The 22283-nt window shown below is 66.5% G+C and carries 23 protein-coding genes; 5 read left to right on the top strand and 18 right to left on the bottom strand.

Going from position 1 to position 22283, the window contains the following annotated elements; all coding sequences use genetic code 11:
* Positions 1 to 45 precede the first annotated feature (45 nt).
* The 12 genes from ACZYSP_RS25765 to ACZYSP_RS25710 all read right to left on the bottom strand — a co-directional run bounded on the left by ACZYSP_RS25765 (position 46) and on the right by ACZYSP_RS25710 (position 11556).
* A complete protein-coding gene (locus tag ACZYSP_RS25765) occupies positions 46 to 1098 on the bottom strand; it encodes a CobW family GTP-binding protein (RefSeq protein ID WP_093056291.1) in 1053 nt (350 codons plus the stop codon).
* Between the two features lie 119 nt (positions 1099 to 1217).
* Positions 1218 to 2432, bottom strand: a complete 1215-nt coding sequence (locus ACZYSP_RS25760) for a class I SAM-dependent rRNA methyltransferase (protein WP_489017378.1) — start codon at positions 2430 to 2432, stop codon at positions 1218 to 1220.
* Between the two features lie 10 nt (positions 2433 to 2442).
* Positions 2443 to 3459, bottom strand: coding sequence for a tyrosine recombinase XerC (locus tag ACZYSP_RS25755; RefSeq protein ID WP_489017376.1), 1017 nt, complete (start codon positions 3457 to 3459; stop codon positions 2443 to 2445).
* Positions 3443 to 4078: a YdcF family protein gene (locus ACZYSP_RS25750; protein WP_489017374.1), complete on the bottom strand. Its 636-nt coding sequence runs from the start codon at positions 4076 to 4078 to the stop codon at positions 3443 to 3445. The genes ACZYSP_RS25755 and ACZYSP_RS25750 overlap by 17 nt, the downstream gene beginning before the upstream one ends.
* Positions 4075 to 4779: a DUF484 family protein gene (locus ACZYSP_RS25745; RefSeq protein ID WP_093056297.1), complete on the bottom strand. Its 705-nt coding sequence runs from the start codon at positions 4777 to 4779 to the stop codon at positions 4075 to 4077. The genes ACZYSP_RS25750 and ACZYSP_RS25745 overlap by 4 nt, the downstream gene beginning before the upstream one ends.
* Positions 4776 to 5651 carry a diaminopimelate epimerase gene (gene dapF / locus ACZYSP_RS25740; RefSeq protein ID WP_489017372.1) on the bottom strand — a complete coding sequence of 292 codons (876 nt, stop codon included), beginning with the start codon at positions 5649 to 5651 and terminating at the stop codon, positions 4776 to 4778. Before dapF ends, ACZYSP_RS25745 begins: the two co-directional genes overlap by 4 nt.
* A 72-nt stretch (positions 5652 to 5723) precedes the next feature.
* Positions 5724 to 6545, bottom strand: coding sequence for an alpha/beta fold hydrolase (locus ACZYSP_RS25735; protein ID WP_489017370.1), 822 nt, complete (start codon positions 6543 to 6545; stop codon positions 5724 to 5726).
* A 51-nt stretch (positions 6546 to 6596) separates the two neighbouring features.
* Entirely contained in the window at positions 6597 to 8198 is a 1602-nt protein-coding gene (locus ACZYSP_RS25730; protein WP_489017368.1) for an MFS transporter, read from the bottom strand.
* Positions 8191 to 8589, bottom strand: a complete 399-nt coding sequence (locus ACZYSP_RS25725; RefSeq protein ID WP_093056393.1) for a DoxX family protein — start codon at positions 8587 to 8589, stop codon at positions 8191 to 8193. Before ACZYSP_RS25725 ends, ACZYSP_RS25730 begins: the two co-directional genes overlap by 8 nt.
* 2 nt (positions 8590 to 8591) lie before the next feature.
* On the bottom strand, positions 8592 to 10487 hold the full coding sequence (locus tag ACZYSP_RS25720) for an amidohydrolase (protein WP_489017474.1): 1896 nt from the start codon (positions 10485 to 10487) through the stop codon (positions 8592 to 8594).
* Positions 10488 to 10582: 95 nt separating this feature from the next.
* The gene (locus ACZYSP_RS25715) at positions 10583 to 10876 is read right to left on the bottom strand and encodes a DUF1427 family protein (RefSeq protein WP_489017366.1); all 294 of its coding nucleotides are present in this window, start codon (positions 10874 to 10876) and stop codon (positions 10583 to 10585) included.
* Between the two features lie 26 nt (positions 10877 to 10902).
* Positions 10903 to 11556 carry a hydrolase gene (locus tag ACZYSP_RS25710; protein WP_489017364.1) on the bottom strand — a complete coding sequence of 218 codons (654 nt, stop codon included), beginning with the start codon at positions 11554 to 11556 and terminating at the stop codon, positions 10903 to 10905.
* Positions 11557 to 11754: 198 nt separating this feature from the next.
* Here ACZYSP_RS25710 and ACZYSP_RS25705 point away from each other — a divergent pair, with 198 nt between their 5' ends.
* Positions 11755 to 12672 (top strand): LysR family transcriptional regulator, encoded by a 918-nt coding sequence (locus ACZYSP_RS25705; RefSeq protein WP_093056309.1) that lies wholly within the window; start codon positions 11755 to 11757, stop codon positions 12670 to 12672.
* A 9-nt stretch (positions 12673 to 12681) separates the two neighbouring features.
* Here ACZYSP_RS25705 and ACZYSP_RS25700 read toward each other — a convergent pair whose 3' ends face one another.
* On the bottom strand, positions 12682 to 13311 hold the full coding sequence (locus ACZYSP_RS25700; protein ID WP_093056311.1) for a 2-hydroxychromene-2-carboxylate isomerase: 630 nt from the start codon (positions 13309 to 13311) through the stop codon (positions 12682 to 12684).
* 85 nt (positions 13312 to 13396) lie between these two features.
* Between ACZYSP_RS25700 and ACZYSP_RS25695 the strand changes: the two genes are divergently transcribed.
* On the top strand, positions 13397 to 14587 hold the full coding sequence (locus ACZYSP_RS25695; protein WP_489017361.1) for an MFS transporter: 1191 nt from the start codon (positions 13397 to 13399) through the stop codon (positions 14585 to 14587).
* A gap of 27 nt (positions 14588 to 14614) precedes the next feature.
* On the top strand, positions 14615 to 15553 hold the full coding sequence (locus ACZYSP_RS25690; RefSeq protein ID WP_093078584.1) for a LysR family transcriptional regulator: 939 nt from the start codon (positions 14615 to 14617) through the stop codon (positions 15551 to 15553).
* On the opposite strand, the gene ACZYSP_RS25685 is transcribed toward ACZYSP_RS25690, so the two are convergent.
* From ACZYSP_RS25685 to ACZYSP_RS25665, 5 genes are all read right to left on the bottom strand, one after another.
* Positions 15516 to 17654 carry an alpha/beta hydrolase domain-containing protein gene (locus tag ACZYSP_RS25685; protein ID WP_489017359.1) on the bottom strand — a complete coding sequence of 713 codons (2139 nt, stop codon included), beginning with the start codon at positions 17652 to 17654 and terminating at the stop codon, positions 15516 to 15518. The genes ACZYSP_RS25690 and ACZYSP_RS25685 overlap by 38 nt on opposite strands.
* 133 nt (positions 17655 to 17787) lie before the next feature.
* Positions 17788 to 18504 (bottom strand): anti-sigma factor, encoded by a 717-nt coding sequence (locus ACZYSP_RS25680; RefSeq protein WP_489017357.1) that lies wholly within the window; start codon positions 18502 to 18504, stop codon positions 17788 to 17790.
* Complete coding sequence (locus ACZYSP_RS25675; RefSeq protein ID WP_489017355.1) at positions 18501 to 19076, bottom strand: sigma-70 family RNA polymerase sigma factor; 576 nt, start codon at positions 19074 to 19076, stop codon at positions 18501 to 18503. The genes ACZYSP_RS25680 and ACZYSP_RS25675 overlap by 4 nt, the downstream gene beginning before the upstream one ends.
* A 49-nt stretch (positions 19077 to 19125) precedes the next feature.
* The gene (locus ACZYSP_RS25670) at positions 19126 to 19695 is read right to left on the bottom strand and encodes a DUF3455 domain-containing protein (protein ID WP_489017353.1); all 570 of its coding nucleotides are present in this window, start codon (positions 19693 to 19695) and stop codon (positions 19126 to 19128) included.
* Positions 19696 to 20484: 789 nt separating this feature from the next.
* Positions 20485 to 20895 (bottom strand): hypothetical protein, encoded by a 411-nt coding sequence (locus ACZYSP_RS25665; protein WP_489017351.1) that lies wholly within the window; start codon positions 20893 to 20895, stop codon positions 20485 to 20487.
* Between the two features lie 432 nt (positions 20896 to 21327).
* Here ACZYSP_RS25665 and ACZYSP_RS25660 point away from each other — a divergent pair, with 432 nt between their 5' ends.
* Entirely contained in the window at positions 21328 to 21822 is a 495-nt protein-coding gene (locus ACZYSP_RS25660) for an OmpA family protein (protein WP_489017349.1), read from the top strand.
* Complete coding sequence (locus ACZYSP_RS25655) at positions 21819 to 22283, top strand: hypothetical protein (RefSeq protein WP_489017347.1); 465 nt, start codon at positions 21819 to 21821, stop codon at positions 22281 to 22283. Before ACZYSP_RS25660 ends, ACZYSP_RS25655 begins: the two co-directional genes overlap by 4 nt.

Below are 22283 nucleotides of genomic sequence, written 5' to 3'. Positions count from 1 at the left end.
GCCTTTTGGGGCCAGCGCCGTTTTCTATTTCAGCAAGCCTTCAGCTCAGACCAGGCACTGCTCCAGCCCCTGCTCCAGGATTTCGCGCGGCAGCTCGATGCCGATGAACACCATGCGGCTCTGGCGCGCCTCGTCCTTGCCCCACTCGGGGCCCAGGTCGCTGCCCATCAGCTGGTGCACGCCCTGGAAGATTACCTTGCGCTCGGTGCCCTTCATGTTCAGCACGCCCTTGTAGCGCAGCATGCGCGGGCCGTAGATGTTGACGATCGCGCCCAGGAAGTCTTCCAGCTTGGCCGGGTCGAAGGCGCGGTCGGCCTTGTAGACGAAGCTCTTGACGTCGTCGTCCGTGTGGTGATGGTGGCCGTGGCCCTCGTGCTTGTGCGAGGGGTGGTCGCACGCCTCGCCATGCGCGTGGTCATGGTCGTGATGGTCGTGGTCGTCTTCCTTCAGGAAGTCGGGGTCGATGTCGAGCTTGGCGTTCAGGTTGAAGCCGCGCAGATCGAAGATGTCCTTCAGCGGCACGTCGCCGAAATGCGCCTTCTGCTGCGGCGCGCGCGGATTCATGTGCTTCAGGCGGTGAATGAGCGCATCGGTCTCTTCGGCCGACACCAGCTCGCTCTTGCTGATGAAGATCTGGTCGGCAAAGCCCACCTGGCGGCGCGCTTCCTGGCGGTCGTTGAGCTGCTGCGGCGCGTGCTTGGCGTCGACCAGCGTGAGGATCGAGTCGAGCAGGTAGCTCTCGGCGATCTCGTCGTCCATGAAGAAGGTCTGGGCCACGGGGCCGGGGTCGGCCAGGCCCGTGGTCTCGATCACCACGCGGTCGAAATCGAGCAGGCCCTGGCGCTTCTTGGCGGCCAGCATTTGCAGCGCTTCGCGCAGGTCTTCGCGGATGGTGCAGCAGACGCAGCCGTTGCTCATCTGCACGATCTGCTCCTTCGATTCGGTCACGAGGATGTCGCTGTCGATGTTCTCTTCGCCGAACTCGTTCTCGATGACAGCGATCTTCTGGCCGTGGGCCTCGGTCAGGATGCGTTTGAGCAGCGTGGTCTTGCCCGAGCCGAGAAAGCCGGTGAGGATGGTCGCGGGAATGAGGGCCATGGGGATAGTGCTCCGGAAGCGGAAAACAGGAGATGGGGGCGGGAAATGGGACGAAAAGGCGTGGCCCGGCAGTTTAGCCAATGCCACTGAGTTGCGTTGGCGGCAGGGTCAAGACGGCGTCAGGCGGGCTTCCTGACCACCACCAGGCCCTTGAGGTACTCGCCCTCGGGAAACTCGATGGTCATCGGATGGTCGGGCGCGGCGCCCAGGCGCTCGGCGATGTAGCCGTCCACGCCTGCATCGAGCCCCGCCGAGGCCACGATCTTGTGGAACAGGTCGGCGCTGATGCCGCCCGAGCACGAGAAGGTCAGCAGCACGCCGCCCGGCTCCAGCAGCTTCAGCGCCAGCCGGTTGATGTCCTTGTAGGCCCGCGCAGCGCGCTCGGCATGCGCCACCGTGGGCGCGAACTTGGGCGGATCGAGCACGATGGCGTCGAAGGTGCGGCCCTGGTCGATGAACTCGCGCAGCACGGTGTTGACGTTGGCATCGAGAAACTCGGTCTGTATGCCCTGCCCCTCGAAACCATTGAGCGCGAGGTGGCCACGCGCCCGCTCCAGCGCGGGCAGCGACGAATCGACCGACACCAGCTGCACGCCTTCGAGCGCGCCCGCGGCCTTGAGCCCCGCCAGCGCCGCAACGGTGAAGCCGCCCGTGTAGCAGAAGCAGTTCAGCACGCGCCGGAAGCGCCGGTGCTGCGCCAGCTCGGCAAAGCGCTGGCGGCTGTCGCGCTGGTCGAGATAGAAGCCGGTCTTGTGGCCGGTCGCGATGTCGAGCGAGAGCTTCCAGCCGTGCTCGCGAATGGTGATTTCGGTGGGGCCATCACCGCGCAGCCAGCCCGTGACGGGCTTCAGGCCTTCGCGCTCGCGGCCGCTGGCGTCGGAGCGTTCGTAGAGCTTGCTCAGGCCCGTGGCCTTGAGCAGCGCGTCGGCCAGAACATCTTTCCAGCGCTCGACGCCGGCCGAGAGGAACTGCGCCACCAGCGTGTCGCCATAGCGGTCGACGATCAGCCCCGGCAGGCCGTCGGCCTCGCCGTGCACCAGCCGCACGCCGTCGCTCTGCAGGTCGAACAGGCCGCGGGCGGCCACGGCGCGCGCGCACACCGAGGCGAAGAAGGCAGCGTCAATGCGCTGCGTTTCGACGAAGCTCCAGGCCCGCGCGCGGATCTTTGAAACGGGGCTGAAGGCCGCCCACGCGAGGAAGGCGCCCTCATGCGACTCGACGCGCACCGTCTCGCCGGAATCGGCGCCACCGCGCGCGATGGCCGATTCGAAGACCCACGGGTGGCGGCGCTGCATCGAGCGCTCTTTGCCGGGTTTGAGGCGAAGTGTTTTCATTGTTCTTTGCTTACTTGTCGTTCTCTGGCTTGGCCTTGGCACGCGAGGACTCGGGGCGCGCCTTCGCGCGCGGATGTGCCGCGTCATAGACCTTGGCCAGGTGCTGGAAATCCAGCCGCGTATAGACCTGCGTGGTCGCGATGTTGGCGTGGCCCAGCAGCTCCTGCACCGCGCGCAGGTCGCTGCTCGATTGCAGCACGTGGCTCGCGAAGGAATGGCGCAGCATGTGCGGATGCACCGGCGCCGCAAGGCCGGCCTTGAGGCTGCGCTCGCGCAGCAGCCTCCACACCGCCTGCGACGACATCCGCATGCCCTTGGCGCTGATGAAAAGCGCAGCCGCCGCTTGCGGGTCGCGCAGCCGGGCGGTGGTCAGCCCGGCGCAATCGCCGCGCACCGCGAGCCAGTCGCGCACCGCCTCGGCCGCCTTGCTGCCCATCGGCACGATGCGGCGCTTGCTGCCCTTGCCGAGCACGCTGGCTTCCATCGCATCCAGATCAACCCAGCCCCGCGCCGTGTTGCTCGCCTGCGCATCGAGCCCCGTGAGCTCGCTCACGCGCAGGCCGCAGCCGTAGAGCACTTCGACGATCGCGCCATCACGCGCTTCGGTCCATGGGTCGGCCTCGGGGTCGTACAGCTCGGCGAGGCGCACCGCGTCGTCCACGCCCAGTGCCTTGGGCAGCGGCCGGCCGGCCTTGGGTGCGTGCACGTCCTGCACGGGGTTGAAGCCGATCAGCCCTTCATTGCCCAGCCAGCGGTAGAAGCTGCGCCAGCACGACAGCACCAGCGCAATGCCACGCGGCTCGCGCCCGGCGCTGTGCAGTTGCGCCATCCAGCGGCGGATGTGGGCGGTCTGCACGCGGTCCAGCGGCAGCTTTGCCTCGGCGGCGCGGTCACGCAGGGCCTGCAGGTGAAAGGCATAGAGCTCGACCGTGCGCGCCGCGAGCCGGCGCTCGACGCGCACATGCTCCAGGTATTTTTCGATCCAGTCCGGGGGAGTGGATGCGACCGGCTCAGAAGAGATAGCCATGGCCGGCATTGTTGATGATGGCTGCCGGCTCGCGCAATGCGCCTTTCGAGAACGGGCCCAGCGCCCGCCAGCACGACGTGGGCGCCGCCGCGTACTGCACGTCGAAGCTCTGGTCGAAGCCGCTCTTCTTCACGAGCCGCTCGATGCGCCACAGATGGAAGGGCTCCGACACGATGACCACGCTGCGCACGCCGGCTGCCAGCAGCAGCGGACGCGACAGCGACAGATTCAGCCGCGTGGAGGTCGATGCAGGCTCCAGCACCATCGGCCCCGCAAAGCCCGAGGCCACCGCGTGTTCCCCCATCGTGATGGCCTCGATGCGGCTGTCCTCGGAATCCACACCACCCGAAAAAGCCAGCTGCCTGACCAAGCCGGCTTTCGCCATTGCCAGGGCCACGTCGACCCGCCCCGTGAGGCACGGATGCGGCTTGCCGTCGAGGTACGCGCGGCTGCCGAGCACCAGCGCCGCATCGGCCGGGCGCTGCGGCGGATGCGCCAGCAGCTCTTCGGCATGCCACCAGAGGAAGGCTCCGATGGCCGCATACACCACCGCAACAGCCAGCACCCCGCCGGCCAGCACGACCTGCCAGGGCCGCCGCAACCAGCGCGGGCGCTTCAAGGACGAAGCCGCGAAAGTCCGCCCGAGGCCAGCTCGGCGATGCGCTCGAGAAAGTCGGTGCCCATCTCGGCGTTGAAGCGCTGCGCGTCGGGCGACGCCAGCACCAGCATGCCGAAGGCCGGCGACTCGGCATCGGGGCGCAGCGGAATCAGCGCGATCGACATCGCGGCCTGCGGTTCAGGCAGCCAGTTGGCCGCCTCGAAGCCCGAATTGAGCCCGCAGTACGGCGAGGTCAGCGAGGTGGCCAGCGCCTTCACGTCGTCGCTCACCCACTGGGCATAGGCCTCATTGAGGTATTCGCTGCCGCAGTCCCACACCTTGATGGCGGTCTGCGGCACCAGGAACAGCGACTGCAGGTCGACCGCGATACGGTACGGCAGGCTGCGCGGGTCGCGCGTGGTCAAGAGGCCCTTGGTCCAGCGCTGCAGGCGGTCGGCAATGACGACGTTCTCGGTGCCGTGGCGCACCATGTCCATCAGGCGGTGCTCCAGCGCCTTGATCTTTTCGCGCAGCATCTCGGCCTGGCGCTCCTGCAGGCTCACGGCACGGTTGCCGTGCGGGCTGGTGAGCTGCACCTGCGCCAGCAGCTGGGCATGGCGCTCGAAGAAGTCGGGCGTGTTCGCCAGGTAGTTGGCGATGTCGTCTTCGGTGATCGGGTTCATGGCGTTGGCGTCGTTGTTGTTCGTGAAGTTGGTCGTCATGGCAGCTCCGGCACCTCGATGTCGCCTTCGAAGACTGTGGTGGCCGGCCCGGTCATCAGCACCGGCTGCCCTTCTCCCTGCCACTCGATCGTGAGAATGCCGCCGTGTGTCTGCACGTCGACCCGGCGCTCCAGCAGTCCAAGGCGAATGCCCACCACCACCGCCGCGCAGGCACCCGTGCCGCAGGCCAGTGTTTCGCCAGCGCCGCGCTCGAACACCCGCAGCCTGATGTGCGAGCGGTCGACCACCTGCATGAAGCCCGCATTCACCCGCTGCGGAAAGCGCGGATGGTGCTCGATCTGCGGGCCCTGCTCGGCCACCGGGGCGGTGTCGACGTTGTCGACCACCTGCACGGCGTGGGGGTTGCCCATCGACAGAACCGCTACCGAAACGATAGCGGTGCCCGCGCGCGTGCCAAGGGCAAGGTGCCACTTGTGCCAGGCGCCTTCGGGCTGCGGGTCGAGCCCGGCGATGTCGAAAGGCACGCGCTCGGTTTCGAAGACGGGGGCGCCCATGTCGACCGTCACGCGGCCATCGGCGCCCATGCGCGGCTCGATCACGCCGGACAGCGTCTGCACGCGCACTTGCGTCTTGTCGGTCAGGTGGTGTTCGTTGACGAAGCGCATGAAGCAGCGCGCGCCGTTGCCGCACTGCTCCACCTCGCCGCCGTCGGAGTTGTGGATCACGTATTGAAAGTCGACGCCTGCCGCAGGCGAAGGCCGCACGGTCAGGATCTGGTCGGCGCCGACGCCGAAGTGGCGGTCGGCCAGAAAGCGGTATTGCGCGGCACTGAGGCCCAGCGTGCCGCGTGTTTCGTCCAGCACGACGAAATCGTTGCCGGCTCCCTGCATCTTGGTAAAGCGGATTCGCATCCCGGGATTATCGCCACCGGCACTACCCTTGGCGACCACGGGCCCAAGCCCGTGGCCACGAAGACGGAACGATCAGGCCTGGATGAACGCCAGCAGATCGGCGTTCACCTGGTCCTTGTGGGTGGTGCAGGTGGCGTGCGGCGCACCTGCATAGACCTTGAGCTGACTGCCCTCGATCATCCCGGCCGCAAGCTTGCCGGTGGCCTCGAAGGGCACGACCTGGTCGTCGTCGCCGTGGATCACGAGCGTGGGCACGTCGATCTTCGCCATGTCGGGGCGGAAGTCGGTTTCCGAGAACGCGGTCACGCAGTCGATGGTGGCCTTGATCGAGGCCTGCAGCGCGATCTGCAGCGTCTGCTTGAAGACGCCCTGCGACACCTTGGCGCCGGGGCGGTTGGTGCCGTAGAAGAGCGTGCTGAAGTCGTCGAGGAACTGCGGGCGGTCGGCGGCCAGGCCGGCGCGGATGCCGGCGAACAGCGAGGCGTCGGGGCCCACGGGGTGGTCGGCCGTCTTCATGAACAACGGAGTCACGGCGCTGATGAGCGCGAGCTTGGCCACGCGAGCGCTGCCCTTGCGCGCGATGTAGCGCGTCACGTCGCCGCCGCCCATCGAGAAGCCCGCGAGGATCACGTCCTTCAGGTCGAGCTTTTCGATCAGCTCGGCGATGTCGTCAGCGAAGGTGTCGTAGTCGTAGCCGGTCCAGGGCTGGCTCGAGCGGCCGAAGCCACGGCGGTCGAACGCGATGGTGCGGTAGCCACGCTCCGCGAAGAACAGCATCTGGGCGTCCCACATGTCGGCGCTGAGCGGCCAGCCGTGGCTGAAGAGAATGGGCTGGCCCGAGCCCCAGTCCTTGTAATAGAGCTCGGTGCCGTCGCGCAGTGTGAGTGTGGTCATGGTTTTCCAGTGGAGTGAAAAAAAGAAAGAAGGAAGGAAGGGAAGGAAAAATCAGATCGCAAGAAAGTGATGCACCTCGGGCTTGCCCGGCCCGATGTGAAAGCGCAGCGCCTCGCCCTGCAGGTCGGCATCAGCCTTCGACACGCGATGGTGCTGGCGCAGATGCTCCGCCCACGATTCGACGAGGAACCACTCCATCACCCGCTCGGGGTCGGCTGTGTGCTCGTGCACGCCCCAGGCATAGGCGCCGTCGCGGCGGCGTTCCAGAGACAGGCGCTTCATCGCATCGAGAAACGCAGGGCGGTCTTCCTTGCGGATGCGGTACTCGACCTGGATCATCACCGGCCCGCGGTCATTCGCCACCGGTTCGGCGAGCAGCGGCTCGGGCCAGTGGTTCGATGCCTGCAGGTCAGCCTCGCCGGCCGGCAGCCGCACCCGATGGAAGACCAGCCCGGCCACCACGAGCCCCACAGCCCCCGCCACCAGCGTGGCCGGCACGCCGATCTGCTGCGCCACCAGGCCCCAGCCCAGGCTGCCCGCAGCCATCGCGCCGTTGAACACCGTGAGGTACACGGCCAGCCCTCGCCCTCGCACCCAGTTCGGCAGGATCGACTGCGCCACGCCGTTGAGCGTGGTCAGCGCAACGATCCAGCCCAGGCCCAGCAGCAACAGCAGCAGCACCGCCAGCCACTTCGGCGGCGCGAAGACCAGGCTGCCCATCACGGCAGCGGTAAGCAGCGCGGCCAGCAGCAGCATGCCGTCGGCGTCGAGCCGGGCGCGCAGGCGCGGCAGCACCAGCGCGCCGCCAATGGCGCCCGCGCCCACGGCGCCGAGCAGCACGCCATAGAAGCCCGCGCTGCCGCCGAGCATCTGCCGCGCCACCAGCGGCAGCAGCGCCCACACCGAGCTGGCGAACAGGAAGAACACCGCCGCGCGCAACAGCACCACGTGCAGCTCCTTGCTGGCGCGCGTGTAGCGCAGGCCGGCGCGGAAGGCGCCGAAGAAGTTTTCCGACAACCCGCTGTCGACCGGCGCGGGGCGCTTCCACCACAGCAGCGCCGCGATCACGAACACGTAGCTCAGCACGTCGACGCCATAGGTGGCGGCCGCGCCGAAGCTCGCAAGAATCAGCCCGCCCGCAGCCGGGCCGATGGAGCGTGCGATGTTGATGCCCAGCGAGTTCAGCGCCACCGCGCTCTTCAGATCGCTGCGCGGCACCAGCTCCGGCACGATCGATTGCCAGGTCGGCCCCATCAGCGCCGCGCCGATGCCGCCCACGAAAGTCAGCGCGATCAGGTATTCGACCGTCAGCGCGCCTGTGTGCGAAAGCACCAGCAGCGCACCGCTCACGGCCGCGAGCACCACCTGCACGAAGATCAGGAAGCGCCGCCGGTCGAGGATGTCGGACAGCACCCCCGCAGGAATCGCCAGCAGGAAGATCGGCAGCGTAGCCGCCGTCTGGATGAGCGCCACCGCCGTCGGGTTGGCGGACAGGTCCGTCACCAGCCACGAGCTGGCCACGTCGCGCATGAAGCTGCCGATGTTGCCGAGCACGGTGGCAGCCCAGAGCACCGCGAACACCGGCTGGCGCAGCGGCGCGAAGGCGCCTGCTTGCGGTGCCGGTGCGACCGCATTGTGCGAAGGTTCAGACATGGGCGCGCTCCTTCAGGTCATGCCAGGCGACGAGCAGAAAGCCGCCGACCAGCCCGAGATGTTCGAAGAAGGAGTTTGCCGCCATGAAGCGCTCCTGCCCGATCGGCATCTGCCAGAAGCGCAGCGCCACGAAAGTCGCCATCAGCGTGAAGCCCGCAAGCGCCAGCGCACCGAGCCAGCGCAGGCGACCGGCGAGGATCAGCGCCGAGGCCCCGAGCTCCAGCACGATGACCGCCACGGCCAGCGGGCCGGCGGGCGACAGGCCGAAGTGGTTCATCTCCGCGAGGGCCGAGTTGAAATCCATCGCCTTGTTCAGCCCGCCCTGAAGATAGGCGGCGCACAGCAGCAGCAAGGCGATCCAGCGAATCGCAGGCGAAGTGGTCCAGCGCATCGTCACACCGCCCAGCAGGCGCAGCCGAGCGCGCCCCAGAAGCTCTTCAGGTCGGCAATGGGCAGCTTGCTGCTCCAGGCCGTGGCGTGCTGGTGGCCGTGCACGTTGCAGTTGTTGGCGCAGGCGCAGGCCGCGGCGGCATTGCGCAGAACCTTTTGCATCGGCGCGCCCTCGGCGGTGTCGGCCCAGCCGGCATAGCCGCCGAAGGTGCGCGCGGGCGACCAGTCGGGCATGGCCGGTGGTGGCGCGCCTTCGTAGTGCGCGGCGAAGGCGCCGGCGCCGTAGACCACCTTGCCGCCCACCATCGTGAGCAGCGCGGTGGTGTCGGCAATCTCCGATTCGGCGCAGGCGAAGAAGTCGCGGTCGGGCACCACGAGGTCGGCGAGCTGGCCGGCCTGGATGCGGCCCTTCTTGCCCTCTTCGTTCGAGAACCATGTGACGTTCTCGGTCCACATGCGCAGCGCCTGTTCGCGGTCGATCAGGTTGCGCTGTGGCGTGATCTGCAGGCCGCCCACCGTCTTGCCCGTGACCAGCCACGACAGCGACACCCACGGGTTGTACGAGGCCACGCGCGTCGCGTCGGTGCCGGCCGACACCTTCACGCCCTTCTCGAGCATGCGCTTCACCGGCGGCGTGGCCTCGGCCGCGCCCGGGCCGTAGCGCTCGACGAAATACTCGCCCTGGTAGGCCATGCGGTGCTGCACCGCGATGCCGCCGCCCAGCGCCGCGATGCGGTCGATCGACTGGTCGGAGATGGTCTCGGCGTGGTCGAAGAACCAGTTCAGGCCGGCCAGCGGCGTGTCCTGGTTGACGCGCTCGAACACGTCGAGCGAGCGGCTGATGGTCTCGTCGTAGGTGGCGTGCATGCGCCAGGGCCAGCGGTTCTGCACCAGCACGCGGACCACTTCCTCCAGCTCGCCTTCCATCTCGGGCGCCATGTCGGGGCGCGGCTGGCGGAAGTCCTCGAAGTCGGCGGCGGAAAACACGAGCATCTCGCCGGCACCGTTGTGGCGGAAGTAGTCGTCGCCCTGCTTGTATCTGGATGCCGCGGTCCAGTTCAGGAAGTCCTGCTTCTCCTGCTTGGGCTTCTGCGTGAACAGGTTGTAGGCCAGGCGGATCGTCAGCTGCCCGTCGTCGGCCAGCTTCTGGATCACCGCATAGTCGTCGGGGTAGTTCTGGTTGCCGCCGCCCGCGTCGATGGCACCGGTCACGCCCAGCCGGTTGAGCTCGCGCATGAAGTGGCGCGTGGAATTGAGCTGGTAGTCGAAGGGCAGCTTGGGCCCCTTGGCCAGCGTGGCATAGAGGATGGCCGCATTGGGCTTGGCCAACAGCAGGCCCGTGGGGTTGCCGGCGCTGTCGCGCACGATCTCGCCGCCGGGCGGCGCGGGCGTGTCCTTGGTGTAGCCCACCGCGCGCAGCGCAGCGCCGTTGAGCAATGCGCGGTCGTACAGGTGCAGGATGAAGACCGGCGTGTCGGGCGCAACGGCGTTCAGCTCCTCGATGGTCGGCAGGCGCTTTTCCACGAACTGGTGTTCGGTGAAGCCGCCCACCACGCGCACCCATTGCGGTGCCGGCGTGTTCGCAACCTGCCGCTTGAGCATGCCCATGGCATCGGCCAGGCTGCGCACGCCGTCCCAGCGCAGCTCCATGTTGAAGTTCAGGCCGCCGCGAATGATGTGCAGGTGGTTGTCGATCAGCCCCGGCAGCACGCGCTTGCCGTGCAGGTCGATCACGCGGGTGGCGCTGCCGGCCAGCGGCAGCACGTCTTCGGCGCGGCCGACGCGGGTGAAGCGGCCGTCCCTGATGGCCACGGCGTCGGCCACGGGGTTGGCGCGGTCCAGCGTGGTGAAACGGCCGTTGTGCAGGATCAGGTCTGGGGTTTCGGTGTTGGTGGTCATGTTGTCGGAGAAAGAGGCGACGGCAAGGCCGGGAGCTGCGAGGGTGGCGCCGAGCGCTCCGAGGAGGCGCCGGCGGCTGGGGTCTGCGGACGGCTTCATGCGTCGCGCCTGCCGGAAGACTGGGCTTCGGCGGTGTTCACCGCCGTCGGCTGCGCACACTTCGGCAGTTCGCCGAACACGTGCGGCTTGACCTGGTGGTGCAGCCACGAGGTGGCCGCCGCATCGGGCTTGATCACGCTCTTGATGAGCGGCGGGATCTGCTCGCCGAGCAGGATCCCGAGAAGCCCCACCAGGGCGATGACCGGCGGCGCCGGCGAGCGCACCTGGAACAGTGCGTAGATCACGCCGACCAGCAGGCCGAGCGCGAGCGACAGGACATAGGGCTTCATGATTTCGTTCGCCTCGGCGTTGTCGATCAACCTTCGTGTGCGCCGAACATGGTCTTGGCGTAAGTCACGCCAAGGCCGTAGGCGCCGCCCACCTTCTTCGCGATACCAGTGGTCAGCTCGTAGGTGTCGCCACGAGCCCAGTCGCGCTGCAGCTCGAGCAGGTATTGCAGCGAGGTCATCGGCTGCGCGCCGGCCTGCACCATGCGTTCCATCGCGCGGTTGTGCGCCTCGGTCGACACGTCGCCGCAGGCGTCGGCAATCACATACACCTCGAAGCCCTGGTCGAGCGCCGACAGTGCCGGCCCCACGATGCACACGCTGGTCCACAGGCCCGCCAGCACGATGCGCGGCTTGCCGATCTGGTTCACGCGCTCGATCACGGCGGCGTCTTCCCAGGTGTTCATCGAGGTGCGGTCGAGCATCTTCTGGCCCGGGAAGGCGTCGGTGATCTCGCTGAACATCGGGCCCGAGAAGCTCTTCTCGGCCACCGTCGTGAGAATGGTCGACACGCCGAAGCCGGCCGCCGCCTGCGCCACCAGCGCGGCGTTGTTGCGCAGGTTCACGGCGTCGATCGAGTGCGTGGCAAAGGCCATCTGCGACTGGAAGTCGATCATGACCAGCGTGTGGTCGGTGGGGGTGAGCAGCTTGGCGCCGGCGGTGGGGGTGGCCTTGATGGACATGTGAAGCTCCTTGCGGTTGAATGGATATTCGATTGAATTCACAATTGCTTTCGGAGGGAATCTCCTTGGCATGGGCTGAATCATCGGGTCCGCATCAACTGTCATCGACGAAACTTTTCACAGGCAATGATCGAAGTTTTCGATCATTCTTTTTCCACCCCTTTCTCACCCCTTTGTTCTTCTTCAAGGAACCGCAGCGTGCTCAAACTCAGCCTGGAAGCCATCGAGGTCGTCGACGCCATCGCCCGCCACGGCTCCTTCGCCGCCGCCGCCACTCGCCTGAACAAGGTGCCCTCCACCATCTCGTACGCCGTCGGCAAGTTGGAGGAGCAACTGGGCATGCTGCTGTTCGAGCGCAACGGTCCGCGCGTGACCCTCACTGCCGCCGGTGAAGAAATGCTCAAGGAGGGCCGCTGGCTGCTCAGCGCCGCGAGCGATCTCGAATCGCGCATGCGGCTGATAGCCACCGGCTACGAGTCGGAGCTGCGCCTCGTGCACGACTCGCTGATTCCCACGCAGGCGCTCATCGACGACATCCGTGCCTTCGAAGACCTGCGCTGCGGCACGCGGCTGCGCATCGGCTGCGAGGCGCTCACCGGCAGCTGGGAGGCGCTGCGCGAGGGCCGCGCCGACATCGTCATCGCCGCAGGCGAAGGCCCGGCCGGCGGCGGCTACCAGGCGGTGACCGTGGGCAGCCTCGACTTCGCGTTCTGCGTCGCGCCTTCGCACCCGCTCACGCGGCTCGGCCGGCCGCTGCAGCGCGGCGACCTGCTGGAGTGCAACGCCATCGTGGTGGGCGACAGCGCGCGCACGCTGTCGGAGCGCACCGTCGGCCTGCTGGCCGGCCAGCCGCGCATCACCGTGCCGTCGATGCCCGCGAAGATCGCCTGCCAGGTGGCAGGCCTGGGCCACGGCTTTCTGCCGCGCGCCTGCATCGTGGGCGAACTGAAACGCGGCACGCTGGTCGAACTGCCCACCGAAGAACCGCGCCCGCCCGAGGCGTTCTGGCTGGCGTGGAAGACCGGCGCGCAAGGGCAAGCGTTGCGCTGGTGGCGCGAACGGATGAACCGCACGCTGGTGCCGGCGCTGCTGCCGCGCTCGGCCGGATGGCAGTGAGCGGGAGCGTCAGCCAGCCGCGCGCAGCTTGTCCAGCGCCCGGTCCAGGAACGCCAGCCGGTCCTGCCCCCAGAAGCGCTCGCCGTTCAGGATGAAAGTCGGCGCCCCGAACACGCCCGCCTCCACCGCCTCCGCGCTGTAGACCCGGTAAGCCGCCAGCGTCTCGGCCGCCTGCTCCAGCGCCTGCAGCGAGGCACCGTCGTAGCCGGTCTCGTCGGCCACCGCGATGCGTACCTCGGCCTGCGAGGTGTCGCGCTCCTCGGCCCACAGCGCGCGCAGCAGCGCATGCGACAGCGGCTGTGCGTCGAGCCCCTGCAACTGTGCGGCGATCACCATCCAGCCCGGGTACTTGTTCCAGTTCGGGTCGCTCGGCGCGCCCTTGGGGTAATGCGCGGGCGCCAGGTTCATGGGCATGCCGAGGTAGTCGCTCCATCGGGCGAGCTCCAGCGCGTGGTACGTGCGGCGCGGCTCGGGCCGGGTCTTGAGCGGAATGCCGCCTGTCTGCGGCACCACGGCCTGGAAGTCGTAGGGTTTGAGCGTGAGCCGCACGTGGTGGCGGCGCACGATGTCTTGCAGTTGCGGGCCGCCGAGGTAGGCCCAGGGGGAAGAGAGGCTGTAGTAGCAGTCGAGCGCGATCATGTTTCGATTATCTTCAGCGCATGCCCGACGCCACCGCGCTCCCCACCCTTCTCCCCTTGGGGTTTGCGCAGGCCATGCCGGCGCGATGAAGTTCCCCGCTTTTCTCTTCTCGCTGTTTCTCTCCAGGCTGGCCGACCAGATCCTGCTGTTCCTGGTGCCGCTCGTGGTGTTCCAGGTGACGCAGGACGTGGCTTGGTCGGGCTACGCCTTCGCGGCCGAGACGCTGCCGCGCTTTCTGTCGTTTCCCGTTTGCGGCGCGCTGTGCGACCGGGTGTCGCCGCTGAAGCTGCTGCGCGGCAGCCAGATCTTTCGCGCACTGGCCTGCGTGCTCGGCGTGCTTGCCAATGAGGCGATGGGTGGCATCGGCTGGCTGGTGGGCTTGTCTGCCGTGTGCGGCGTGCTCACCACGCAGGGCGTGATGGCGCGCGAAGTGATACTGCCGCAGATCGCAGGCAACAAGGGCTTCGACAAGGTGCTGGCCTATGCGCAGACCGCCGAGCAGGCCGGCATGGTGCTCGGCCCGCTGCTGGCGGCAGCGCTGTTCGCGCTGTGGCCGTGGCAGGCCGTGATCGGTGCGGCGGCCGCGCTGTTCCTGCTGGCCGATGTCGCCACCGCGTACTGGCGGCGCGGCAACCCGCTGCAGCTGCACCAGCCGCAAGGCGAGGCGGGCCATCTGCTGAAGCCTATTGCAACGGCCCTCGGCCATCTGCTGCGCCTGCCGGGCCTGCTGCGACTGACCATGCTGACAGCAGGCGTGAACCTGATGCTCGGCACCACGCTGGCCTCTTCCGCCGCGATGGTCACCGGGCTGCACCAGCGCTCCGCCACCTACTACGCGTGGCTGCAGACACTGGGGGCCGTGGCCACCATCGTGATCCTGCTGGCGATCATCCGGGGATCGATCGCGCTGAAGCACATGGGCATCACCGCCTACCTGCTGATACTGGCCGGCGGCCTGCTCACGGCCGCAAGCACCAGCCACTGGGGCTATGCGGCCGGCTTCCTGCTGGTCATCGGGTTCGACAAGATGTTCAGCATCTACATCCGCATCCACCGGCAGCGGATCATTCCGGCGCAGGACTACGGCAAGACCACCGGAGTGATCGTGCTGCTGAACAACCTGACGCAGCCGCTTGCGGGGCTGATCGTCGGTGCGTTTGCCGATGCAACGCAGACGCGTGGGGTGATCTTTTCGGTGTGCCTGCTGGTGGGAGCCATCGGCATCGTTGCCGCCGTTGTGGCCAGCAGGAGCGCCGCTGCTGCTGCAGAGCCTTGATGGCAACGGTGGTCAAATCCAACCGCCATGCTCAACCTGAACCGTTTCGATCTCATCTCCCTGCGCCTTTTCGTCGCAGTCGTCGATGCAGGGAGCCTGACGGCGGGCGCGGATCGATTCGGCGTTTCGCTCCCGGCGGTGAGCAAGCGCATCACCGACCTCGAACGGCATTGCGGCGTCGCCCTGCTCCAGCGGGGGCAGCGCGGCGTGACCGCCACGCCGGAGGGACAGACCCTGCACCGGCACGCCATCGAGGTGATCGCGCGGCTGGAGCAACTCGTGCAGGCCGTCGACGATCTTCAATCGGGTGCCACTGGCCACCTGCGGTTGTGCGCCAATCCTTCAGCCTTCGGAGGCTTCCTGCCGAGCGTGCTGGCGGCGTATGCCCGCCGCTATCCCCATGTCGTGATCGACATGGAAGACGCATTGAGCGAGGACGGTATCCGCGCCGTGCTTAAAGGCACGGCGGAGCTTGCCGTCATCGGCGACAACGTTCCGCGTGAAGGCCTGGAGACCATCGTCTGCAATATCGACCAGCTGGTCCTGCTCGTGCCGGCAGGCCATGCGCTGGAGGGCCGGCAGAACGCCTCCATCGAGGACGTGTTCGACCACGACCTCGTCACGCTGGCACGAAGCGCGTCGCTCACGCGCAAGGTAATGGCGGCGGCCGACGCGGTACAGCGCACGCCCCGCATCCGGGTGCAGGTACGCAGCTTCGATTCGATGTGCCGCATGGTCGCATCGGGGCTGGGTCTGGCGATCCTGCCGCGCGCGGCCGCCGCCCTCTATGCCCAGGCCCTCGGCCTCGTGCAGGTTGGCCTCGAAGGCATCGAGATGGAGCGCGTGCTGCTGCTGGCCATGCGCAGCCGCTCGGAACTGTCCGTACCGGCAGCCGCCCTCGTGGAGATGATCGAAGGCACGGCCGCGTTCAGCGAAGCACAGCGCTCTCGGACGCCTGCCGGATGAGCCGGTCACGATCGGCAGGCAGAAGAAAGCCCTCGGCAAACGCCTTGCCGGCTACGGCGCGAACCGCAGCCTCGTAGCCCTCGTGGCTGCCGTAGCGCTCCTCGAGCGACAGGCGCGGGTCGCCGCGGGCGATGCGCTCGGCACGCGTTCGCGCGAACGGCACATAACCGCCCACGTAGTTGCACACCTGCCCCTGATGGAAACCCCCGGCAGTGATGTTGAAGCCCAGGTAGGTGCCCAGCGGCGCCATCACGAGCACGGTGGGCACACCCCCGATCTCGTTGCCGTCGGCATCGACCTTCGGCACCTTCATCGGGATGACCTTCCTGATGACCGGCGGCACGTTGGTAGGCACGCCAGAAGCTTCCGCGTGATCGAATTGCGGGCCCCAGTCGTAGTCGAACACCGGAAACGCAAAGTTCTCCCGCTGGAAGATCGAGTCCGGAACGCCGGGCACGGCGCCCGGAAAGCCCATTGCGGCCCTGTTCGCGTCAACCAGCGTCTTGCCCGCCAGCGTGGGCCATCGGCTCGGCGGCGGCGGTGTGCCCTTCAACACCCAGTCGCGCATGGCCATGCGCAGCACGTTGGTGATCTCCGTGTGCGGCACCGGGTTCGCCGCCAGCGTGCCGCGGCCAAAGCTGTTGCCGGGGCAGGTGGGGCTGGTGGGGCTGGTGGCAGTCTCCGGCGGCATGTGCGCGAAGCCACCAGATCCGCCGCCGTGGCTGCTGCTCGGCACGTAGTAGCGGCGAACGTTGCGTGGCAACGGAATGTCCGCGTCGCCGGCCGTGCCGATCCATTCCGGCGTCAGCTTCAGCGCGTACACCTCGGCCGACCCGAAATGCTCGATCACCTTCGGGCAGGTGCTGTTCTTGTCGCAACGCGAGAAGATGCTGCCGGTGGGCTGCTTGCGCACCGGGTCTGGCCAGTCCGCCCACCACTGCGGGCCTTCGCTGCCCTGCTGGTAAAGCTCCAGCACCCCGTCCGGCTGGGCCCAGCGCGAGTTCGCGGCCACCCGGCGGCCCGCGATGATCGGCCAGGCTCCGTCGTAGACCATGCGGTTGCGTTCGTCCTGGTTCAGGCCCATGAAGATGAACTGCCGCACCATGTTTCCGGACTGCGACACACCCCGCACGGCCGTGCCCTTGACGAAGCCTGCAACCGGATTGCGCGTGCCGGAGTCGTCGGCGGCTTCGTAGCGGAAGAAGGTGCCGACGTCGCGGAATGCCGCCATCCCCACGCCCAGGACGTAGGCGTTCTGTGCCGGATACACCACTTGGTACAGCAGCTTGGGATCGAAGCCGTTGCGCAGACAGATATGCACCGGCAGGTTGCCAGGTGCGTTGGCGGGGTTGTTGTCGATCGGCGTACCGGGAAACGGGTTGCCGGCGTCGCATTTCGCGAATGCCCAGTCGCCCGGGGCGATGTCAGGCCCCTCGGTGACAACGCCGTCGACAGTCTCCTTCGTGTGCGTCTTCAGCGTCGCCTTGGTCGTGTCCAGCGTGGCCGGGAGATACGGCACGGGGTTCGTCTGCACCATCAGCGGCTTGGAGTCCGGGCCGCTCTGATTGACGATTCGCGCGAGCACATTGCCTGTGACGGCCACGCCACCCACCTTCGCGATGGGCGCCGCCACCCAATGATTGGTGCCCGAGGCGCGGTTGACAGGAACGCCTGTGTTGCCGGCGTTGTCCGCCTGCCAGCCGCTGCGCAGGCCAATGTCGCCCAGTTCGCGCTCTTCGACGACGATGGTTCCGGCGCCGCCGCGATTGGGTACGTCATGCCAGAGAAAGCCGCTGGCGCGGTTCATGTCGACCGGCTTCACCAGATTGAACGAGGTTTCGTAGCGCACCTTGCCATCGGCATCTGCCCCCAGCTTGATGTCGGTAACGATGCTGTTGTGCGGATCGTTCGGGTCGAGCTCGCCGAAGGCGCGACCGCGGATCTGCTCGTACGGAATCGACTGCCCCGTGAGCGCCGAGACATCGTCGATCACGATGCGGGTGACACGGGCCTCGGCCGGTGCGGCAGCCACGATCGCCGCCACGGCCGCCGTGAGCCAATGCAGGCGTGACTGGCGCCCGCTCAGGTTTCTGGGGTGCATGCTGTCTCCTGTTTTTATGCTGCTCCGAACGTGTCGGCGCCTTGCATCCTCACGATTCGGAGGCACGCCGACAATTCGCGTCTTGTTTAGCCGGTCTTAACCGATGGTTAAGGACAGGCGCAAGCGAGCGCTGCTACATCACCTTGACGGCGCGGCCGATGAACTGGATCGGCCCCGTCGGCCTGTCGATAGGCGAGCCGTTCTCGGGCTCCAGCGTGAGCTCGAACAGCTGGTTCGGCTCCAGCGGCGGCAGCTTGTCGATGGGAATGCGCAGCGTCTGCCCCTGCTTGACCAGCCCCAGCGACACCGGGCCACGCCACTGATCGGCCTTGGTCCAGAACTGAAGCGCCTTCTGCGGCGGCACCTCGAACGTGCCCAGCGGCACCAGGCTCAGCTGACGCGACGAGGTGGTCTGAATCACCCAGCCCGGCGACTTGTCCTGCGGGGCGACCAGCACCACCATGTACTGCGGCTGAGGCAACGGGCGAGTGACGAGCACCGCAACCATCAGTGCGGCGGCAGCGAACCCGCCGGCGGCCAGGCCACGCCAGAGCTGAAGGTTGTTCCACCAGCTCGAGAGGGCCGACGGACGCGCAGGCTTCGGCTCTGCAACGTTGCCAAGGCTCTGCTCGATGCGCGCCCACAGCGCGGGCGACGGGTCCGCCGGCGGCGCAAGCGCGGTCAGTGGCAACAGCCGTGCCTCCCAACCCTGCACGGCTTCGCGCAAAGCCGGCTCGGCATGCATACGCGCTTCGACCGCCGCACGCGCGCCAGCCGACAGCGTGCCCAGCACGTACTCGCCCGCCAGTGCGTCGATGTCGTCATCGGCCGGGTTGTTGCTGCCGCTCATGCCATGCACTCCCGCAGCGCGCGCATGCCGCGCTGGATCCAGGCCTTCACCGTGCCCAACGGCGTTTGCAGCCGCTCGGCGATTTCGCCGTGCGAGCAGCCTTCGACATACGCATAGAGGATGCAATCGCGCCGCGCCGGCTCCAGCCCTTTCAGGCAGTTGTCGAGCCTGCCCAGATCGGCGCGCAGTTCGAACGGATCGCCAGCCGAGGCGTAGGCCACCAGCGCGGCCTGGTCGTCGATGGCTTCGGCAGCGTCTTCGCTCACGTCCACCTGGCGCGCACCGCTGCGCACCATGTTCAGCGCCGCATTGCGCACCACGCTGTAGACCCACCCGCGGCCTTCGCCGCGCGCCGGATTGAAACTCTCCGCGCGCTGCCAGATGCTGATGAACGCGTCGTGCAACACGTCTTCAGCCTGCTGGCGCTGGCGCACGATGCGCAGCGCCACGCCCATCAGGTAGCGGCTCTCGCGCTCGTACAGCTGCTGCAAAGCCTGGCGATCGCCGCGTGCGCAAGCCATGAGGGCGGCGTCGTAGTCGAAAGGCGCGACGGGAGGCGGCGGGTTTTGCACGGGCCGATGGTAGTGGAGCCCATGGCCCCACTGCTGAATCACCCGCCGATCAGGACGCCTTCCAGAAGATGTAGTCGGCCTGGTACTGCACGACCTGCTTCTGGCCCTTGGTGGCCGGCGTGCACGGCACGGCAGCCGGAGCCACGCCGCCCTGCAGCGCCACGCGCTGGATATAGGTAACGCCAGTCATCGCTCCCGAACCCACGGCCGGATTGGCCTTCACGAGCTGGAACGGCAGGCTGGTCGGCCCCGAGGGTGCGACAGCCAGCTGAGTGGCCGTGAGCTTGGAGCCGTCGTTCGACTCCCAGGTGGCCGGCGGGCCGTAGTACTTGCCAACCTGCTTGCCGCCGCGGTCCCACAGCTTGGCATCAGGGCCGACGAACACCCATTCGGTCTGGCCGGGGGTGTTGGCCTTGTCGCGGCATTCATACGTGATGTCGCCCTTGCCGATGGTTTCCATGGCGACCTTGTTGCCGGCCGGCACCTGGATGGTCGGCGGCAGGCTGGACTGGTTGAAGGTGGGGCCTGAAGACATCGAGCCGCAGGCAGTGAGTACGGCGGCAGCGGCGGAGACGGTGCCGAGAACGGCGAGTGAACGGGCGGAACGGGAGGTGTGCATGGAAATACTCCTGGGTTGTAGATGGGCAGCAGCAGCTCCTCGCTGCTGAAGGGTCTACACGCCAGGGGTGGGTTTGGATGCAGGGGAAGCGAAAGATTTTTTGGACGAGCAGCGAGCCCTGAATCGAATGTGCGTCGTACCGTGAAATACGAACGGCCGGTTGACGATAGACAACAGTGCTTACTCGCTCGGCCACGTACACCTCCTGGGTCATCAACTCTGGGTGTATTGAATGGATCGAGAAATTCGCGGCCCGCATCGCAGGCGCCACGTGAGAAGGAGCCAACCAACTGTCTGGCGGACTGCCTGGCATTTGGCTGCAGTCCTCGCAATGTTGGTCGCCCCATCCGCTTATGCATGTCGCCCGATCAAGGTCGCGTACGTTTACTTCGAGCGAAACTCCGCTGCGGTGTCCGCAGTGCAGGTCTCGAGCTTGGCGAACTGGATGGCCGATCTTCGGGTGAGGTATCCGAACCACGGGTCCATCACCCTCCATGCGTCTACCGAGCCCGGAGAGCATTCGCCTGATAGCCTGGGGATGGAGCGAGCACACAACGTTGCTCGCGTTCTCCGGGACAACCTTGGACTCGAAGAGACAAAGGTCCGTCTTCCCGAGCGGGCTCACGTGATTGCTCCCTTTTCGGTAACTAATCTGATGGGAGAGAAGAAGCAGGGCGTGAACGGCGTGGACCTCGAATTTCTGCCTGCTTGCCCGCATGAATGCCCTTGTCAAAGGGACGATCCGCTCTACAAGCCACCGGCACCACGGTGACGAAGACCTTTGCGCTTTCAGCGCTTGAAGCCCGTGATCGGGACCGGTCTGCAATCAGGAAGGTCGGACTGAAAGGGAACGAGATCGATCGCTGCATAGTTCCCATCTTTGAATGTCGATGAAGGCGAGCTGAGATGAGAGGTGATGTGAATCGGCACTTCATCCAGAAGCATCCGGAGCGCACGTTCCGTTTCCATGGCCCTGCGATCCGCAAGCGCCTTGGCTCCCTTGGCATTCGCAGGAGCGATCCCATCGACCCTGACGCTCTCCAGACGCGGGAACTCCTTCCGCCACCTATCAAGCCAGCTAACCAGCCTCACTACTTCCGACTTCTCGAGGATGGCAGATGCAGGCGAAAAGTCGAGGTCGATGGCAAATGCGCGAGAACATGCCTGGGCGGTACTCGCTGCCAACATGCCGGTGAGCAAGAAGAAGATTGACGGCCTAACTCGCATAGCTGACTCCCAAAGCGACGTAGCCTGCAACGCTGTCGGCTTTCTTTGGCGCACACCGTGTCTCTTCAAAAATCGAAAACTACGGTCGGCGTGAAAAATTTCTAGCCGGTTGACACTAGGCCACCGTGTCAACACGCGCTTCCTCCTACAACTCCCGGACACAACAGGGAGCTTTCAGGATGATGCGTAAATTTCTCGTGGTCGGCGATCCGCCAGCTCCTGGTGGGAGGGTGCCAACTCGCAGCTCGTGGTCTTGATCCACGAAGTGACCCACTTCAACGACACCTTCGGATCGAATGACACCTGGAACGGAACAGCAAATTCAAGGCGACACGTGAGAAGCGAAAACCACGCGGCCCTTCTATCCAATGCAGACAGCATCGTGGCCTACATACTTGGTGTCCCATGAAAAGATACCTCCTGCCCATTTGGCACGTGACTGCAATCCTCTTGGTGTTGGTTGCCGCGCCTCCCGCCCACGCCTGCAGTCCGATGAAGGTCATTGGTGTGTACTTCGATCGCGACTCCGCCACGGTATCCGCGGCACAAGTGTCGAGGCTGGCCAATTGGATGGCCGACCTGCGCGCGAGATATCCGAGCCATGAATCCATCGACATCAGCGCCTCCGCCGAACCCGGCGAACAGTCTCCAAGCAACCTGGCGATGGAACGAGCGCGCAATGTTGCACGCGTTCTCCGGGAAAACCTGCAGTTCGATGGAGTGAAGATCTATCTACCGGACCAGGGCTATGTCAAAAAGCCCGTGTCCGCATATCTCAAACAGTTGGAGAAGAGTCAAGGCGTCAGGGCCGTGCAACTCGACTTTCTTCCTGCCTGTCCGCATGAATGCTCGTGCCAAGCGGGTGCCCCCCTCTACGAACCGAAGGCTCCCGCACAATGAAAGGCCAATTCCTTGCCCTCGCCTGTACTCTGACTCCCGCATGGGCAGTCGCGTGCTCGTTCGCCGGCCTCCAGCACGATCTGCAGTTCACCCCCGCAAGCACGCATCTGGAACCGCAGCAGGTCCTCTCGCTGACGAACTGGTTTGTCGAGCAGCAGAACCCAAAAAGGGCGACCGGCGGCATTTACCGCGCCGACATCTTTGCCCCCGCCATCAAGGGCGATGCCGCTTCGCTGAAGAAGGCGAACCTCCGACTTGCCGAGATCGCCGATCTGTTGAAAACCTTGAGCACCACGGCCTCCGTCGAAGTGCAAGGGCACGTCGATGAGTTCGAAAGCCAGGCGATAAGGCACCCGGAGCGTCTGGATGTTCTGAACGCAACCGTTCAACCCGCGTGTGCCAAAACAGTCTCATGCTGCAAATGGTCTGAAGGACCTGCCGCGCCGCCCAGGCAGCAGTAA

The organism is Variovorax sp. F042, from assembly GCF_057814215.1.
Note: the sequence above shows the minus strand (reverse complement) of the source record. Positions and strands in the feature narration are given on the sequence as shown.